The organism is Roseobacter cerffii, assembly GCF_054226325.1.
In genome coordinates this window covers 1-17,113 of record NZ_JBTBYJ010000005.1, presented here as the reverse complement: position 1 = coordinate 17,113, position 17,113 = coordinate 1, and the positions used below count along the sequence as shown (strand labels likewise).

Sequence of the window (17,113 nt, the reverse complement as noted above, 5' to 3'; positions counted from 1 at the left end):
ACGCAAGCAAAACCGCGCCTTGCGCCCTCATAACGGGTCGGTATTCACCTCACTTTTTGATTGTGTTGCAATGAAGACGCCGGTCAGGGTGCCGATGTCGCCCGCAATCACAAAAGTTCCCCCATAGCTGTCCGGTGGCCCCGGACGATCCTCGCTCGCAAACTGCGATGATTCTAGTAAAGCGCGAATCGGTGTGGCGTCCCGGCCGGCCTGAAACGGCACCGCGCGCGACCCGTCCGCCGCGACGAACAGCACCTGCCCCTGGCCCGAGCTGGTCACCCGCGTACCGCAGATGCCAAGGCGCGACCATTGCACCCCGTCAAAGGGCAGACCGGCGCCGCTGGTGTCGATGGAGAACCGCGCCTGCTGCGAGCCATAGCCAATCTCGGTGATGAATTTGGCGAGCTGCACGGTCTCGGTGGTCCCCTCCGCCGTCGCCGTGGTGAGCGTCAGCTGCACATCGCCTTCATAGACCACCTGCCCCGTGGTGGGGATTTCAAACCCCGTCGGGCTGGGCCCCACGACCACCGGGCCTTCATAGTCGATCCGCTCCGCGCGATAGGCGAGCGTATAGGCGGCGGGCAACGCGCCCGAGACGCCAATGCCCTGAATGGGCGTCGCCACCGACCGCCGCGCCCCTTCCAGCGGGCCCTCGCCCGTCGGGCGGATCCGACGCACGGTCAGATCGTTGAATTCCAGATTGCGCGGCAGCCCCTGGCGCGAGCTTTTGCCCGTGACAAAGAACACCTCGCTGCCCTCCGAGGCCGAGGCCTGCCGCAGGTAGGAGCCCGCGAGCCGCTTGCCCTCGCGGCGCGTCACGACGCAGGGATCATCCGGTGCGAGGCCCAGCAGCTCGAAGGTCTTGCTGGTCTGCACCGCCTCCACCGCGCCACAGCCCGCGAGCAGCGCAAGCGCCAGATATGCGCTCATGAGCCTCACGCGGCGGGCACCGGCTTTTGCGACACCAGCGTGCCTTCGGTGATGTAGAAGGGAAAGACCATGTTGTGCCGCTCATTGGTCTCGATCACCGTATAGCTCAGCGTGATGCCGAGGTGTCCCTCCAGCGCGTTCTGGATATCCACCGCGATCTCGCCGATCTTGATGCGCGGCTCAAAGAACAGGATCGCGCGGCGGATCGCCACTTCGATCTCGGCCTCGGTCTCGCCATCCATCGGCTCGAACACCAGATCATGCAGGCGGCAGCCATAGGTCGGGTGCATCACGCGCTCGCCGGGGCGCGTCTCCATCAGGATGCGCAGACTTTCCGCGATGTCCTCCTCGGCCTGCACCAGCCGCGCCTGCCCGGTGCCGCTGTCAAACGCGGGCGGGAAAGCCCAGCCACGCCCGAGGAAGGAAGGATCCGCGTCTGCCATTCTACCCTCCGATGATCACGGTTGGAGCGCCCGCGACGATGCTGCCGCCATGCGAGGTCGTGTCGCCCATGCGCGCCGCGGGCTTGCCGCCGATCATCACCGTGGCCGAGCCCTTCACGATGGTCGCAGGCGGCCCCACGCAGGTGCAATTGTCGCCCACAACCGCGGCGGGCAGGCTCACGATCAGAACGGTCGCCTCGCCCGGCCCGATGACCGGCCCGCCCACATGCGGCACCACGCCTGTCACCATCGGGCAGGTCTGCATGTCGGTCAGTCGTGCGGCTGGTGGCATCGGGTCCTCTCCTTCAGTTGATCATCACGATACCGCCCTTGACGGTCATCTGACCGCTGGCGCTGACTTCGGCGGTCGCCCCGCCCTTGCCGGTAAAGGCCGTATCCGCCTCGGCGGTCACATTCATGCCGGTCAGGGTGGCATCGGTCGTCGCCGAAATGCTGATTGCCCCATCGGCGGACAGGGTGATATCGCCCGGGCTGGTCATGCTGATCCCGCCGCTGGCCATCTCGATCTTGTTGCCGGTGGAATCGGTGAGCGTGATCGAGGTCGCATCATCATCCATCACGACCGAATGGCCGCCGGGTGTCTCCACTGTGATGATCTTCTTCTCATCGTCAAAGATGAGCTTCATCTGCTCCTTGGTCACAATCTGCTTGATGAAATTGTCCGCCGTGGGCTCATCGGGCCGCGCGGCCTTGCCGTTGTGCACCGAGCCGAGGACCACCGGCGCATTGGGATCGGCGTTCAGAAACCCGACCAGCACCTCATCAGAGACCTCCGGGTAAAACTCGAAACCTGCGCTGCTGGTCGCATAGGGCTGCGCATAGCGCGCCCAGACCTCCGGGGCCGGGGTGGCAATCATCGGCAGGCTGATTTTGAAGCGCGCCTTGCTGTCGGGGTCCTCGTTGATCTGCACCACCGTGCCCACCTGCAGCCCGTGGATCGGCGCGGCCAGACCCGCGGCACTCTCGCTGGCGAAGGTTCCGGAATCCACGTTCCAGCTGTCGGGCAGCCCCAGCGCCACGTCAGTGGTCCAGGCCCCCTCCTCGATCAGCTGCCGCACCCCGCTCACATAGGCGTCACCGCTGAACCGGTCGCCCAACCCCACCAGTTCGATCACGGCCCCCGGCACCGCCTTGGACGAGCCCTGGAACGTGCACTCCCCCTGGATCGAGGCGAGCGCGGTGCGCAGCGTCCGCGCATCCGTCGCGATCTTCAGATCGGCCGACGGGACCTCGCGCGCCGTGCTCACCTGAAACGCCCGGTCGCCCAAAACCTCGGCCAGCGCGGAGGGCGTGTAATTGCCCCACTTCGGTGCCTCCGGATCGGCCCCTTTGCCCTCCACAGCTTCCTGCGTGCTGGAATCCCAGGCCGTCGCCGTTGCACCCGCGAGGCTCATCTCCGCATCGACCCGCGCGTCAAAGCTGATGATGTCCACACCCAGCGTCACGGTCAGCACCGCCGCGTCGGTCACCGCCGGTGCTTTCGATGTCACCTTGCCGTCGCTGATCGTGATCACATGCCCCGCGCGGTCCGCAAGACTGCGCAGATACCCCCAATCGGTGCAGGCATAGCGCAGGATGTCCCGCGCCGTATCAGTGGTGGAGCTGACATCCGCGCTCAGCCCCGCATCGGTGATGACCTGCGTCATCACATCGCTGTCCTTCTTCGCCTCGTAAAGCGCGGACTTGCGCGTATAGGTGAGCTTGGCCGCCTTATCGATGCACCCCAACTCCAGCCGCGGCGCCCCGCGGGTGATGCGCATCCGCTTGGAAATGATCAGCCCGGTAAACAGATCCTCATCCGACCCGCCGCCATAGGCCGCCGCAATGGAAATCTCCGAGCCGATCTTGAAATCACTGCCATCGGCTTCCGGAAACGCGTTCTCCGCGATTGATCCTGCCATCAGCGCAACCTGCGCCTCGGGGATCTGCCCCACCGCACTGTCGACCTGCACGCGAAGCACCTGCAACGCATCATCAATCGCGCCGCCCGCGACCTTGATGGTGACCGAAACCGGGCCATCCGCATTATCCAGAGGACTATCCGCCATGGCTGCCTCTCATCGCATCGGTGGGAAGCGCAACAGCGTGTTGGGCTCCAGGTCGCGGAAACTGTCGAGCTCGTTGATCCGCGCGATTTCGAGGTATTTGGTCACATCCTTGTAGACCCGCTGGCACAAGAGCGGCAGCGTGTCGCCCTCGCGCACGCGGATCACATGGGTCATGTCGGGCGACTTGCGCTTGGCCTCGCGCGCCTCTTCCGCATCGGTCTTGGCCTCGACGAAATCCAGCTTGATCTTGGCGCGCAGCGCGGTGCCATCGGGGTGGAAGAGGTTGTAATCCACGCTCAAGGAGGTCAGCCGCCCGTAAAACGCCTTCAGCCCCTTGCCCCAGACCACCTTCACCGGCGTCGGCTCATGCTCGTCACCGTCATAGTCATAAGCAATGCCGCGCAGCTTATCGACCTGCTCCGCCACGGTCACGCCTGCCGCATCGGGCACCACGCCCGTGCCATCAAGCACGATGCTGAAACTCAGCTTTTCAGGCTCTGAACTGGCGAATTTCGCCACCGGCGCCGATTTGCCCAAGGCGCCAGCGGTGCTGCTGCCCTCGCCGGTGCCCGAGTACTTCAGCCCAAAGGTATGCGAATAATCCTGCGGGTTGATCGTCGCTTCAAAGGTGTCCGCCGTGCCTTTCTGCTCTTTGATCTGCCCGTTCTGAATCTTGCAGCGGATGATCTTGAGTTTGGCCATGGATCACCGGTCCTTCGACCGACGGGCCGCCTCTGCCATCATCTCGCGCACATCTTCCAGGATCTCGCGGCGCATCTCGGCCAATGCGCGCTCGGTCTCCGCCCTCTGGCTCCGGTCGTCGCGGGCGGGCGGGCCAAACTGGCCCTTCACCACCAGTGATCCGATTTCAATGGCCATCACATGTCCCTCTTCAGCGTCGTATAGGCCAGCTCGATGGTCTCGATGGCCAGCTCATTTTTCATTGCGTCAAACCCGCCCACCGACCATTTGACCGGAAAGGCGTTGCCCACCGACCAGGATGCCACCGGAATGCGCAGCTCGTTGAGCAACGACACGGTGATGTCCTTGGGCACGATGGTCTCGGCAAAATCCCCCTCCAGCGTGCTTTTGCACCACTGCACCAGTCCGCTGGCCGCCGTGGTCAGCCCCCGCTTGAGTTGCAGGTTGTTGCGTTTGGCCGGTTTCGGCAGCTGGTGCACAAACCGGTTCTCACCCCCTTCGACCAGAGGCTCCAGATCGATCCCACTCTCCAGCCCCGAGACCTCCTGAAACGCCATATCCGGGACCGGGGGGATCAGCCCCACGAACATCACCGAAAAATGAAACGCAACAGGAGGGTCAAAGAGCGCCATGGTCTTAGGCGTTCTCGATCACAAAGCCTTCATGCGCGATCTCGATGCTCTCCACGGCCACCTCATTGCCATCGGCCTTCAGGTCGGTGCCCGTCACCTTGATCGGGAAGGCGTTCTGCACCTTCCAGACCATCGTGGGGTTCTGCCCCTCGTCCAGCAGCGAAATCGTCAGCGCCTTGCGGGTGATCGTGTTCATCTTGATCTCGGCGAACCAATCCCAGATGGCGTTGTCTTTCACGAAGACGCCCTTCTTCATGGTGATGTTCGAGGTCTTGATCATCCCCGGCATCTTGATCGTCGAGAACACAGGGTTGTTGCCCGCGCGGTACTCGATCGGCTCACTTTCGATATCGAGCCCCGAGACCTCCTGAAAGGCCAGTTCGGTGTCATCCCACTTGACCTGAAAGTGGAACTTGGGAAGCGGCCAGATGGCCTGCGTTTGGGCGGAACCGTCGTCTGCCATGTCTGAATATCCTCTCTAACTTACGATTTCTGCATTTGCTGCTGGAAGGTGATCTCGATGAATTCCGCAGGCCGCGTGACCGCCACCAGTACGGTGATGCGTAAGATACCTTCCAGAATATCAACCGGGGTCATGGTCTCGCCGAGGCCCACATGCACGCTGAACGCATCCGTCGGTACGGCGCCTGCAAGCCCGCCCTGCTTCCAGATCGAGGTCAGGAAGTTCTCGATCATCGAGCGCATGGTGACCCAGGTCTGCGCCGTGTTCGGCTCGAACACATAGGCTTTCGAGGCGAGCCGGATCGACTCTTCGATCATGATCATGGTCCGCCGCACGTTGATGTAACGCCAATCCAAGGAGTTACCGTCGAGCGTGCGCGCGCCCCAAACCAGCGTGCCCTCACCCACAAACGGCCGGATCGCGTTGATCGACTTGCCCGTGGTCGAGACGTTCAGGTTCTCCTGCTCTTCGTGGCTGATGTTGACCATCGGCGCGACCACCGAATTGACCGAGACATTCGCAGGCGCTTTCCAGACGCCACGGCTGTTGTCGACCATCGTATAAAGCCCCGCCATAGCCGAGGACGGCGGCATGGAGTTCATATAGCCGGTGATCTCGTTCATCACTTCCGTGTAAAGCGGCACCACCGCACGCAGCGTCTTGTCGATGGTCGCGGCCGAGGGGCTGCCCTCTTCTACGCCTGCCGTGCTGTCGTTCATCAGGATGCGGATCTGCTGCGGCGGCTGCGTCACGCCCCCCACTTCGATGGTATAGCTCACCGAAGCTTCGGGCCCGATGAACGCGGGGTCCGGCGCAAAGGTCACCTTGCCGCCCGCGCCCACCTTCCAGGTGCCCACGCCTTCCACGGCCTTGGTCTTGCCCGCCTCGTCATCGGCCTCGACAAGCTTCACGGTCGCCTTGTCCCCGTCGGGATGATCCGCCGGGACATCGACCACAACGGAGGTGCCCGCCGCGACTGCTGGCGCATCGAGCAACCCGCCGACCACTTCCACCGCAATCGTGCGCGCATCCGTGGCGATCTCGTTCTCGTCGCTCACGACGAGGTCAAACTGGCCAACGCTGCCTTTGGCCGGATCATGGATGAAACTCACCTCACCGGCTTCCAGCTGCGCCTGCGTAAAGCTCGTCAGCGCATCGGTCGAGCCGGTCTTGACCAGCTTGCCCGCCATCGCGTCTTCATCGCCCTCGACGGAATAGGTCAGCCCCTCCGCGCTGCTCTCGTCATCCGTCGCGGTGATGTCGGTGGTGGTCACCGCAATCGTGCCGCCCTTCGGCACCGACAGGGTGAAATCCCCCATGATCGACGGCGCCGAGATCCGCTCGATCTCCTGGCGCAGCTCATCCGACTTGCCGACCGACCGGCGCATGAGCCCGATCAGCGTCTTGCGGCTGCCCGGCTCGATGTTCTCGAAGGTGAAGTCGCGGCTCTGATAGATCGAGCTGTCGAGCCACGGGTAATAGGCCGCCCCGAAGTCCAGATTGTTGATCCCCACATCGTTGCGGAAGGTCGCCACCGGGTTGCCCAAGGGGTCCGACTGCGGCAGGTAGCCGCCCGAGATGTCGAGGATCGCAAAGCGGTTCTTCATGTCGTTGCCGCAGTGCTTCAGCATCGCCTGCTGCACCTTCACCGCGTTCTGCCGCACCAGCCGCGTGGTCTCGGGGATCACCACCATCGTGGGCTCCGGCTCTTTCTTCAGCCGGGTGATCGCCGCCATCATCGCATCCGCGTCGATGTCATCCGCGTAAGACCCGATCGAGGTCACATAACAGGCGCCGCCGCCGTTCTGGAAAAAGAGCCGCATCGCCCCATAAAGCGCATAGGCCGGGTTGGTCTGCACAAGCTCGAACTCTTCCGCCCCGCGCGGTCCCTGGGTGGTGAAGACCGCCCGCGGCATCGTCGGCTTCTTGTCGGCACCATCCGCCGACAAGGGCGACACCCCGTCGAACGCCTCAAAGGGCTTCACCTCGAACATCGGCTCCGGCGCGCCACCGAAATAGCTGTGGAACTCCGACATCGAGGTGATCCGCCAGGGCGTGCCCTTCAGCGAGACATTCCCGTTCATCGCCATCTGCGTATAGCCGATAAAGGCCGGCACAGCGGTGGCGACCTGCACGACCGAATTGGGAAACGCGCTCTTCTCAACGATGTAAACACCGGGGGTCTTCATAGCCATTCTGGGCTCTCCTTTACCAAAGCGTGACGTAGATGTCGGATTGCAGGCGCCCTTCCGCGCCCGCATCGGGGATGGGTTTGAACGGGGGCGCGCCCGCAGGCAGCACAGACACCAATGTCTCCGGCCCGAAGGCGCCCGCCTTCTGCAACGCAAAGCGCTCCACGGGCCGGGCCCGCGCCGCCACGGCCTGCGCCGAGCGGATCACCCGCGCCGCCTGACCATTGGGCAACGCTTGCGTGCCCAGATCCTCGAAAGCGACCGCGCCCGCCGTATCGATCACGGTCAGACCCTCCGCCTCGGGCACGCCAATCAGATGATAGGCCCAATGACTGGCCACCGCCTCAAAGCTCAGAACCAAATCGCGGCGCCCCTCGGCGGGCAGCGCAATCTCGAGCGTTGCCATCTCGGGCACGAACCGGCCCGAAAACGGCTCTGTCTCAGGGGTTTCACCGGCGGCAAAGGCAATCTCGTCCTGATCGAGCGGGGCGCTGATCTGACGCTGCGCGCCCCACGCCGCCCCCTTGGTCACGGCAAACATATCCTGCGCGCCCGCCACCAGGGTCAGCGCAACCGTCTCGGGCCGCGTCTCTTCGTCATCCACCAGCACATGGCCCACCGCGCCCCGCTGGCGCAGCAGGCACCCGGCCCGCTCGAAAGCGCGCGCGTCACCGGGTTGCACCGTCACCGGCGGCACATCGGCACCGAAATACGCATGCCTGAGGCTCAGGCGCAGGATTTCCGAGTAGGCCATCAGACCTCTTCCGGCTGCGCGCGCTGCGACGGCGCGGTGATCGTCGGCACCACACCCGTGACCACGCTCGCGTCGATCATGACCGAGCGCATCTTGAACATCACCGAGGGCACATAGCGGCTGCCGAGGTTCGACCAGATCTGCCCGATCTCCTCCAATGCCATGTTGCTCACTTCGACGGTCAGCTGTGTCAGACCCTGCGGCATGTCGGGCGTGGTCTGCGGCGTGAACACCGGCTGCGACTGAAAGAACATCAGCGCCGCCGACACGAGCTTCAGCCCCTCGGGATAGAGATCCGCGTCATGCCCCGAGGCGATCATGAAATAGACGTCCATGTGCAGCGGCTGGTGCTGGGTGACCACGGCGGCCCCCTGCGCCTGCCGCGCCCGCGGCACCGCATCGCGCGCAATATTGATCAGGAACAGCGCCAGCCGGTTGCGCGCTTCCTGCGCCGGTTTGCCCTCTGCATCGGTCAGTGGAGAAAGGCTGACGAGGTCTTCGGCAACTGCAAATCGTACGCGCAGGTGATCGTTCAACCGATCCCGTACGAGTTGTAGTGCCTGGTCGATCATCGGCAGCATTCCATGGTCCGGGCGGGCAAACACACGTGTGTCCGCCCGGAAATTTCAACCTCAGTTTGAAATTTACCGTACCGATGAGTCGCTAAAAAGCAAGCGTCCTTTCCCTAAGGTAAAGTTAACGGGGGCGGGTCAGAAGCTTAACGGCACTGGTCATGAGCAGTCCGGCCATCAGGAACCACAGCGATACATAGAGGTAGGTGATGAGCAGGAACTGCGGGCTTTCGTTCTGAGAAATAACGATATTTGCGCGCCCCACGATCTCGTCCGCGCCGATCACCGAGGCCGTCGCAGAGGCCATGATAATGATTAAGAAGTATTGCACCCAGGCCACCACAAAGGTTTCCGCAGCACCCGACAGCCGCGCGCGGCGCTGTTCGAAATAGCCGCGCGACTGGTCCGAGGTGAAGCCGATGACGGGAAAGGTCAGCGCCAGTGTCGCCTTGATCCAGAGCGGTACCGCCATGATCGTGCCGCTGATCGTGACCTCGCTGGGGATCATCGACGCCATGTAGAAGAGCAGCACAAAACTCGGTACGTTGCGGCAGACATTCGTGGCCATATGCGCCGCAGGCCCCAGCGCGGTCACCCGCCGCGCGCGCAGCCAGCCCAGCAGCGCGCCCAGCATCGTGCCGAGGCTCATGGACAGCACCGAGATCAGCAGGTTGGTCGCAAACCCGCGCGCCAGATAATTGGTGTGGCTGAGCAACAGCTCAATCATGCCGCCGCCCCCACAATCCAGCGCCGCAACAGCCGAAAGAGCCAGAGCACGCCGAGCATCAGCAGGAAGTAGAAGACCAGCAGCCCGTTCATGAAGGTGGCCACATCGCCCCCTTCCGAAACGATCAGGTTCACGGTCGACACCAGCTCGGCAAGCGCAATCGCACTCGCCATCCCCGCCGCTTTCACGATGTTGACGCAGGCCGCGACCAGCCCGTCATAGGCGCGCTGAAATGCCCGTGGCAGCAAGGCCCAGACGCCCGCTTCCGGATGCGCCGCGCGCTCCAGCGCCAGCGCATGGGCGATCAAAACCGCGTTGGTAGAGCCTGCATAGAGCGACAGGATCAGCGCCGCCGTGGCAAAGGCGCCGGGCGTGATCATCGCCGATTGTGCCAGCACGCCCCCAAGCCCGAAGAAGACGATATACATCTGCAGAATGGGTGGCGTCATCCGCGCCACCGTCACCAACAGCTTTTGCGGCAAGAGCAGAACCCGCCCCCACCAGCCGTGTCCGCGCAGCGCCGCATCCATCGTGCCCAGCAGCAGCCCCACCGTCAGCGCGCCGAGGATCGCCGTGGCCGACAGCGCCAGCGTGAGGCCGAGACCCTGGGTCAGCCGCCCCCGCGTGTAGGCCTCGTGCAGCACCAGCAGATCTACGCCCGTGCTGTCGTGCAGGCCCGTCATCCACGCCGGGGGCGTGGCCGGGTCTTCCACGGCGGGAAACGGCGGCGCGCCCTGGCACGCAGGCGGCAACCCGTCCGGCTCCACCGCGCAAGCGCCCGGCTGGGACCAGACGCGGTTCAGCGCCTGCAGATAGGCGCTCTCCCCGATCTGCCATTTGCGCTCCTGCGCCAGCAGCACGCCGGTGGCATGCCACTCGCCGATCATCGCCGAGACAAAGCGCCCCAGCGTCGCCTCCCGCTCGGCCCGCGCCACAGCGATGGCCCAAGGCGTCACCAGGATGCGCTCTTCCATGACGCTATAGCCGTCCTCCGGGTTCGCCAGCACCCGCTGTACCAGCGCCGTGTCGTCAAAGGCCCAGGCCACGCAGCGCCCGAAAGACAGCGCCATCTTCGCCTCGCGGTTGGCCGGAAAATAGCGCCCCTCCACGCCATAGGTCTCTTCCAGCGTCCGGTTGTAATAGGCCCCCTGCGTCATGCAGACCGGCTGCCCGCGCAGGTCGTCCCAGGTCTCATGCGGGCGGTCCTCCGGCCCGTAGGCGACGACCCCACTCGAGTAATAACTCGGCTCTAACAAGCCCGATTGCGCCCGCCGCGTCTCGGTGTCGCCCATCGTGGCGATCACCACGTCCACCACCCCTTGCTCCAGACGCCCCAGCCGGTTGGACGCGCTGACTGAGATCAGCTGCAGCCCCACGCCCATGCGATCGGCCAGCGCCTGCGCCAGGTCCGGCTCCAGCCCGACGATCGCGCCCTGCGCGTCGAGCATCCCCCAGGGCGGGTAGTCGGTTTTCACGCCAACGATCAGCGTGCCGCGTTGCAGAATATGCGCCAGCCGTCCGTCAGGGGCGGCGGGCAGTTGAACCTCGGCAACCGCCCCCGGCCCCACCAGGCACAGAAAAAAGCACAGCGCCCGCACCGCCCATGTCATGGCACCGCCACAGCGATCAGACCGTACCCCAAGGCTGCCGGGCAGACCCGCGTGAGCCAGCTGTCGAGCCAGCGCATCGTCGGATAGGTGGTCAGAACACTCTCGGGCAGCACGCTTTCCGCACGGATGCTCTGGATCCAGAACCCCGCCTCGGCCAGCTCCTCCTGCAGCCGGTCCGGGTCATAAAGCTGGTAGGGCAAGGTCACCTCCGCCCCCTGCATGACGCGCGTATACCGGATCAGCCCCTTGGCGCCGGGCCCCGCCTGCCGCTGCTCGCGCCGGAACCGACGCCGCCGGTTGGGCACGGAAATCAACAACCGCCCGGTGTCTTTCCTCAGCAAACGCCGCATCTGCCGCAGAACGGCCAGCCGGTCCTCGCGCGCCTCGATATGCGCCAGCACGCCAAAGAGGCAGAGCATCAGATCCGCCGGCCCGCGCGAGCGCACATGGGCGGCCAGCGCATCCGCATCCGGGCCCAGCACCTTCAGGTCCGTCCACCCCATCTCCACCGCGCGCTCGGCCAGCATTTCCAGCGCGGCCGCGTTGATGTCGAACCCCGCCGCCACCCCGGCCCGCTCCCGCAGACGCAGCAGATACCGCCCGTTGCCGCAGCCATAATCGATCACATGCCCGCCCTGCGGCAGCAGCTCGAGGATGCGCTGCCAGGTGCTCAGGTTCGGGTTGGGATACCGCCGATCATAATGCCCCGAGCGGAAATAGAGCCGATACGACCCCTCCGTAGGGTTCTCCGGCGGCGCCGGGCGGATATCCTGGTGGCGTCCCATCAGTTCGGCGCAATCGCCCCCGAGCCCAGCGTGTTCTCGATCCGCTTGCGCCAATCGGTGTCGCGCATCCGCACGATCAGCGCGCTGTCGATGGCACGGCGCAAGTCTTCATTGCCGCCCGCCCGCGTGATCGCCCAGCCATAGGGTTCATTGCGATAGACACTGTTTTGAACGCTGATCTGCCCGTCATACGGTGCCCGCCGCGCCATGTAGGACAGCGCAATCCAGTCGCCCAGAACCGCCTCGACCTTGCCTTGATAGAGCTGCTCCACCGCCTCTTTCCAGGTGGGCGTCAGCACCACGCCCCCGGGCAAGCCATCCTCGGGCATCGCGTCCACCTTGCGGATGTTGTCATCCTGATGCGCCGCGCAATCGAGCCAGGCCGCCCGCGCCTTCAACCCCTCTTGTGTCACACTGCCCTCATCGGCGCGAAAGGCCGCCTCGGTCACCTCTTGCCGCAGGAATTCCTGCGCCGTCGAACAGCGCAGCACCGCGATGCTCAGCCCCGGCAGCGCCTGCGACGACACCGGCGGGTTCTCTCCAATCGCGCCGACGAAGGCCGAGGTGATCACGCCAAGGATCATCGCCGACAGCGCCGTACCCACCACCGCCATGATCATCTCGAAGACCTTGCCCATGAGCGTCCGAAACCCGTTGCCAACCCCTTTCAGCCCTGAAGTGCGCGCAATCGCCTCCAGCATATAGGCCATGAACGCCCGGCCCCGGCCCACCTCACCATCGGCATCAAGGTCATCGGGCAGGCTCCGCATCAACGCACGCAAAAGGTACGCCGTGATCAGGTTCAGCAGCAAAAACAGGATGATCGCCCGTGCCACCGTGGGCTGAAACACCGTGTCGGTGATCGTGTCGATCGCCACTTCGAAGTCAATCGCGCCGGTCTGGGCCACCGCCAGCGTCAGCCCCGACGACAGGTACTGCTGGCTGAAATCATAGGTCAGCATCCGCTCCGCCGTGATCGTCAGTGGCGAGATCACCACATCCACGTCGCCCCGGCGCAGCGCGGCCTCCTGCTCGTCGATGCTGTTGCAGGTCACAAAGGCGGTGGTCTTGTCGATGTCGGTCGAGATCGAGTGCCACAGATCCACCGCGAACCCGCGCGGCAACCCGTCCGGGCCCGCATAGGTGAACGGCTCCGCCGAGCGGATGGCCACCACCAGGTCATGCTGCCCTTCTGGGGCGACGCAGGCCTCTGCCGGGCGCGGCACAGTGAGCAGGATCAGCAGCACACACTGCCACAAGATCAGCCGAAGAATGGGGCGGCGCATTTACGCGTCCTTGCTGTCCGAAACCATCTGTGCGGCGGCCCGGCTGGCTTTCGCCCCCATCACATCCGCTTCTGCCTCGAGGCCTGCATCATCATTGATATCCACGGCCCCCTTCAATTGCCGCGTCGGTTTCACCCGACCCTGCTTTTGCTGCACCGCGTGCCAGGCTTCGTGCGGCAGGTGCTTCTCCTGACCTGCGGCCAGGTGAATGTCCGTGCCCTGCGCATAGGCATGCGCCCCGACCTGTGCGGGTTGGGACGAGTTGCGGTGCACCTTCACATCGCTCAGATCCATGCCCGACATGGCTTCCATCCCGCTTTTCAGATTGCTGGGCAACCCGCCGGACGTCTGCTCATCGGCCGGGGCACGCTGTGCGACCCCCCTGCCCGTCCACCGTGCGAGGCGTTGCACCGGCGCGCTCTGATCCGCGCGCATCTGCAAGGCACCGAGACGGGCGGAGGCGGCGTTGCCTGCCTGTGGCGGTCTCCGGTCAGCTTTGGGCGTGGCGGATGTCTTGACGGCGTTGCGTCCGGGGGCAAAAGTCTGAGCCACGAGGATTCTCCTTATGGTGGCAACCTACCACCGGAGTACCCGTCCGTCATTTGATCTTTGGTTAACGCTTGTAAAAAACCTGTGGGTTTGTGGCAAATTCGTCCGGTAAGGCCGCCTGACACCCATCAAGCCGTTGTTAAACAAAGATTTTATTCCGAATGCCTACGGCTTCTTGATCTGATACTTCATCACCACCTTGGCCAGATCGACCAGCATGGCCTCCAGGTCCTTCTCGGCGATCTTGGCGTTGCGCAGCTGGATCGCATAGCCCTTGGCCTGCTTCTTCGCGGTCATCGGGATGCCCCGCACATCGAAGGTCTCACTCGCATCCCCGGTCAGCGCGGGCGGCAACAGCGGGTTCAGCCGCTCACCCCGTTTCAGCTTGGGGATGATCGCCCGGTACTGCCGTTTCGGGGTGGTGGTGATGTCCACCTCTTCCAGGATCTGCTCGCGCAGCTCGAGACAGGCGAGACCCAAGGACACATCCCCCTGCCCCACATTCAGCCGCTCGGCGATCTCGGTCTGGGTCAGTTCGCGCAGGCTCTCCGCGAGCAACCCAATCGAGATCAGCTCTTCGAACCCGTTGAGATCCCGGCGCATCGTATTCTCGTGAAACCGCTCTTCCAGATCGGCCAGCGCGCGATCGCCGTCCACCGTGGCAATCACCGCTTTCACCGGATGGCCCAGCACCCGGCACGCCTCCAACCGCCGGCGCCCCGATTGGATAAAGAAACTGTCCTTGGTTTCCAGGGGGTTCGCCTTGTCCGCCTCCCAGTCGGGGTCCACCGGACGCACGCGGATCGGCTGCGTCTGGCCGCGCCGCTTGATGTTGGCGACCAGCGCCGCGAAATCCTCGTCCTCCTGCCAAGGCGTCATGCGGTCGCTGCCCACGTCATCCTTGATCTGCGTGGGGTCCAGCTCCAGCACAACCGTGCCCGCCATCACCCCTTGAAACAGCGAGCCATGCGCATCGTCGATCCGCTGTTTGAGCATGTTCATGGCCGAGCCGGCCCACATGCCCCCCATGGTGCCTTTCCGCTCGGTATCAGTCTCTGATTGGCTGTTTAGAGCCTCATCCGGGATCGAGGCATCGAGTTTGCGTTTGCGGGCCATCAGCTCCAGCGCTCCTCTATAAAGGCCTTGGCAAAGTCACGCGGTGGCAGCTCCGGCCAGATGCGCTGCACCAGCGCATCGTTGACCGCGTTGGCGTTGGCCATGAAGGCCTTGGCCGAGGCGCGGCGTGTCTTGGGTGGCATGTATTCATAGATGCTTTTGTATTCTTCGGCGGCATTCGCAATCGCGTCCGACCGGCTGTACCAGACCTGCATGACCTCCCGCGGCGCCTTGCGATAGAGGTCGAGGATCTGATCGGTGTCCTGCGTGTTCTGCTCCTGCACGATGGTCGGCAGCACCATATGCTCCCCAGCCCCGATTTCGATATCCGCCTCGAACCCCATGATGAACTCCAGGTACTCCCCGATGTTCGATACATAGGTGGCCAGCGTCGCGAGATCGAACCCCTTCATAGTCTGCGGGATCACCACATTGTCGGCTGCCACCAACCCGTTGAGTTGCATCAAGGTCAGCGACGGCTGCTGGTCAATCACGATCACATCCACCGTCTCGTTCAGCGCGCGTTCATAAGCTGCGAGGTCAAAGTCCCCATCATCTCCGCGGAGATCATCGATAGCGGTGCGCGGCCCGTTCGCGCTGTCCCAGACCGCAATCGCCGTCTTCAGCACGCGGTAGACCGGCACCTGAGATTGCTGCGACATGAAGAACAAGCTGATATCGCCATTCTGGATGTTCGCGCCCCCCGGAATAAGCCGGATACCCGGCCAAGGCGTGCTCTGCCAGATCTTGTCCAGATCGGCGCCCGACGGCTCCGTCAGGGCCACCGCTGCGGGGTCATCCACGCCCATGAAGTCGGCCAGTGTCTGCGTTTCAGGATCAAAGAGCGGCAGTTTTTCATCAGCGAAGTAAAGGCTCACTGTGGCCTGTGGATCCGCATCAATCACCCCGACCCGCAGCCCGTAATGCAGGTTCACGTATTGCGCAAAATGCGCGGCACTCAGCGACTTCCCTGTACCACCTTTCTGTGCGCCAAAGGTGACGACCTTCACCGGCTGTCCTTCGCTACGCCAATGCAGATAGGGCCGCTTCGCCGCCGGATTGGAGCCAATGATCGCGCGGATCAACATGATTTCAGACGGTGAGAACGTCCGCTCGCGGCCATGCTTTTCGCCGTCTGGAAACATCGGCTCTTCGCTGGAAATTCGGGTCAGATAGGTCGTGTCGACCGCCAGCAAACTGGCGACTTCGACCATTGAAAACCGGCGGGCGACGCGCGTGCGCAGGGTCAGATCACGTTGCAACTTAGTGTTCACGGCGCCCATGACCCGGCTCATATTGCGGATGAATTGCTCGAATTGCCCGTATGCCATTTGGTTATATCCGCGGATATTTTCCTGCCTGATGGTCGAAAACCGAAGGCAGATGCTTTGGATTCACAGAACAGAAGGGCGGGGTGTCCTGCAAGTGTTTTTCGGCCAAAGCCCACCTTTTCTGGTAGCTGGCAAGCAGTGCAAGCTTACTCGCTTGGGAGACCACGCCGCTTGCTTTTACCAGCTTTTCGAACTGCGCCGAGGTGGGCCACTTGCGCCAATGAGGGGGCCAGGCCTTGCGGATATGGCCGAGAATTTTGGAGATTTCCGGCTTGGTATAAGCTGCTTTCGTCAGGTGTTTGATCTGTGCTGAAACGTCGTCAGTCTCAGTAGAAAGCCGAAGATCCGTCCAAAAAGCCACCAGATCGTGCTCGATATCCGCGGATATAGGTGGCGATGCCTGATCGGCTGCGCGTAGGCGCTGCCGTGTCTTCAGGACCAGTTCAACCTCTGGTGTCTGCCGCGCTGCTGGGTAGGGCGATCCTCGAAAGCACCTCGCCCAATCATTCAGTAGCTGGTCAATTTCTGAGTCATATTCTTCGCGGACTTGGGTTTTATAGCTCTGATTTTTTAACTTCTTAAGGCGTTCATCTGATTGAACACTGCATTCAGCTTTTGGTGCGGTTTTCCCAACCAGAGAGGAGCGCCAGGCCTGCCAGAACGTGACGCGATATTTGAGCCGGTAGTTGTAGCCATTGGCCATCTGCTGTTCTTCGGTGTCGATCAGACCAGCCTCGCGCAGCTCCTGCACATAGCCTGAAATCGCGGGTTTGGAGCGGCCCATGCGGTCGCTGAGCTGGCCCAGTGACGGCCAGCAAAAGCCGTCGGTGTTGGCCATGCGGCAGAGCTCGACCAGCGTGCGGAAGGCGCCGGGGGAGAGGTCGATGTCGAGGATTTCGACGGGGAGGGCGACGAACCCTTTCTTGCGGTCAAATGTCATCTGCTCGGACAT

The 17,113-nt window shown here is 63.4% G+C and carries 19 protein-coding genes; all 19 read right to left on the bottom strand.

All coding sequences use genetic code 11. The features are described 5' to 3' along the window. Positions 1 to 27: 27 nt before the first annotated feature. Positions 28 to 930 carry a hypothetical protein gene (locus ACVC7O_RS22995; protein ID WP_458326544.1) on the bottom strand — a complete coding sequence of 301 codons (903 nt, stop codon included), beginning with the start codon at positions 928 to 930 and terminating at the stop codon, positions 28 to 30. Positions 931 to 935: 5 nt separating this feature from the next. After that, on the bottom strand, positions 936 to 1,373 hold the full coding sequence (locus ACVC7O_RS22990) for a GPW/gp25 family protein (RefSeq protein WP_458326543.1): 438 nt from the start codon (positions 1,371 to 1,373) through the stop codon (positions 936 to 938). A 1-nt stretch (position 1,374) separates the two neighbouring features. Beyond that, positions 1,375 to 1,665: a PAAR domain-containing protein gene (locus ACVC7O_RS22985; RefSeq protein ID WP_299672925.1), complete on the bottom strand. Its 291-nt coding sequence runs from the start codon at positions 1,663 to 1,665 to the stop codon at positions 1,375 to 1,377. 13 nt (positions 1,666 to 1,678) lie between these two features. Continuing rightward, the gene (gene vgrG / locus ACVC7O_RS22980; protein ID WP_458326542.1) at positions 1,679 to 3,442 is read right to left on the bottom strand and encodes a type VI secretion system tip protein VgrG; all 1,764 of its coding nucleotides are present in this window, start codon (positions 3,440 to 3,442) and stop codon (positions 1,679 to 1,681) included. A 9-nt stretch (positions 3,443 to 3,451) separates the two neighbouring features. Further along, positions 3,452 to 4,144, bottom strand: coding sequence for a LysM peptidoglycan-binding domain-containing protein (locus ACVC7O_RS22975; protein ID WP_458326541.1), 693 nt, complete (start codon positions 4,142 to 4,144; stop codon positions 3,452 to 3,454). A gap of 3 nt (positions 4,145 to 4,147) precedes the next feature. Next, complete coding sequence (locus ACVC7O_RS22970) at positions 4,148 to 4,321, bottom strand: DUF5908 family protein (RefSeq protein WP_458326540.1); 174 nt, start codon at positions 4,319 to 4,321, stop codon at positions 4,148 to 4,150. Next, a complete protein-coding gene (locus ACVC7O_RS22965) occupies positions 4,321 to 4,776 on the bottom strand; it encodes a phage tail protein (RefSeq protein ID WP_458326539.1) in 456 nt (151 codons plus the stop codon). Before ACVC7O_RS22965 ends, ACVC7O_RS22970 begins: the two co-directional genes overlap by 1 nt. Before the next feature lie 4 nt (positions 4,777 to 4,780). Further along, positions 4,781 to 5,239 carry a phage tail protein gene (locus ACVC7O_RS22960; RefSeq protein WP_458326538.1) on the bottom strand — a complete coding sequence of 153 codons (459 nt, stop codon included), beginning with the start codon at positions 5,237 to 5,239 and terminating at the stop codon, positions 4,781 to 4,783. 20 nt (positions 5,240 to 5,259) lie between these two features. Beyond that, the gene (locus ACVC7O_RS22955) at positions 5,260 to 7,434 is read right to left on the bottom strand and encodes a cadherin-like domain-containing protein (protein WP_458326537.1); all 2,175 of its coding nucleotides are present in this window, start codon (positions 7,432 to 7,434) and stop codon (positions 5,260 to 5,262) included. 13 nt (positions 7,435 to 7,447) lie between these two features. Then, complete coding sequence (locus ACVC7O_RS22950) at positions 7,448 to 8,185, bottom strand: hypothetical protein (protein ID WP_458326536.1); 738 nt, start codon at positions 8,183 to 8,185, stop codon at positions 7,448 to 7,450. Beyond that, on the bottom strand, positions 8,185 to 8,790 hold the full coding sequence (locus ACVC7O_RS22945; protein WP_458326535.1) for a DUF4255 domain-containing protein: 606 nt from the start codon (positions 8,788 to 8,790) through the stop codon (positions 8,185 to 8,187). Before ACVC7O_RS22945 ends, ACVC7O_RS22950 begins: the two co-directional genes overlap by 1 nt. 91 nt (positions 8,791 to 8,881) lie before the next feature. Then, on the bottom strand, positions 8,882 to 9,484 hold the full coding sequence (locus ACVC7O_RS22940) for a hypothetical protein (protein ID WP_458326534.1): 603 nt from the start codon (positions 9,482 to 9,484) through the stop codon (positions 8,882 to 8,884). Then, entirely contained in the window at positions 9,481 to 11,094 is a 1,614-nt protein-coding gene (locus ACVC7O_RS22935) for a transporter substrate-binding domain-containing protein (RefSeq protein ID WP_458326533.1), read from the bottom strand. Before ACVC7O_RS22935 ends, ACVC7O_RS22940 begins: the two co-directional genes overlap by 4 nt. Continuing rightward, complete coding sequence (locus tag ACVC7O_RS22930) at positions 11,091 to 11,879, bottom strand: class I SAM-dependent methyltransferase (protein WP_458326532.1); 789 nt, start codon at positions 11,877 to 11,879, stop codon at positions 11,091 to 11,093. Before ACVC7O_RS22930 ends, ACVC7O_RS22935 begins: the two co-directional genes overlap by 4 nt. Further along, on the bottom strand, positions 11,879 to 13,165 hold the full coding sequence (locus ACVC7O_RS22925; protein WP_458326531.1) for a transporter substrate-binding domain-containing protein: 1,287 nt from the start codon (positions 13,163 to 13,165) through the stop codon (positions 11,879 to 11,881). Before ACVC7O_RS22925 ends, ACVC7O_RS22930 begins: the two co-directional genes overlap by 1 nt. Further along, on the bottom strand, positions 13,166 to 13,717 hold the full coding sequence (locus ACVC7O_RS22920; protein ID WP_458326530.1) for an eCIS core domain-containing protein: 552 nt from the start codon (positions 13,715 to 13,717) through the stop codon (positions 13,166 to 13,168). A gap of 162 nt (positions 13,718 to 13,879) precedes the next feature. Continuing rightward, entirely contained in the window at positions 13,880 to 14,830 is a 951-nt protein-coding gene (locus tag ACVC7O_RS22915) for a ParB/RepB/Spo0J family partition protein (protein ID WP_458326529.1), read from the bottom strand. Then, on the bottom strand, positions 14,830 to 16,161 hold the full coding sequence (locus ACVC7O_RS22910; RefSeq protein ID WP_458326528.1) for an AAA family ATPase: 1,332 nt from the start codon (positions 16,159 to 16,161) through the stop codon (positions 14,830 to 14,832). The genes ACVC7O_RS22915 and ACVC7O_RS22910 overlap by 1 nt, the downstream gene beginning before the upstream one ends. A gap of 4 nt (positions 16,162 to 16,165) precedes the next feature. After that, positions 16,166 to 17,113, bottom strand: a complete 948-nt coding sequence (locus tag ACVC7O_RS22905; RefSeq protein ID WP_458326527.1) for a helix-turn-helix domain-containing protein — start codon at positions 17,111 to 17,113, stop codon at positions 16,166 to 16,168.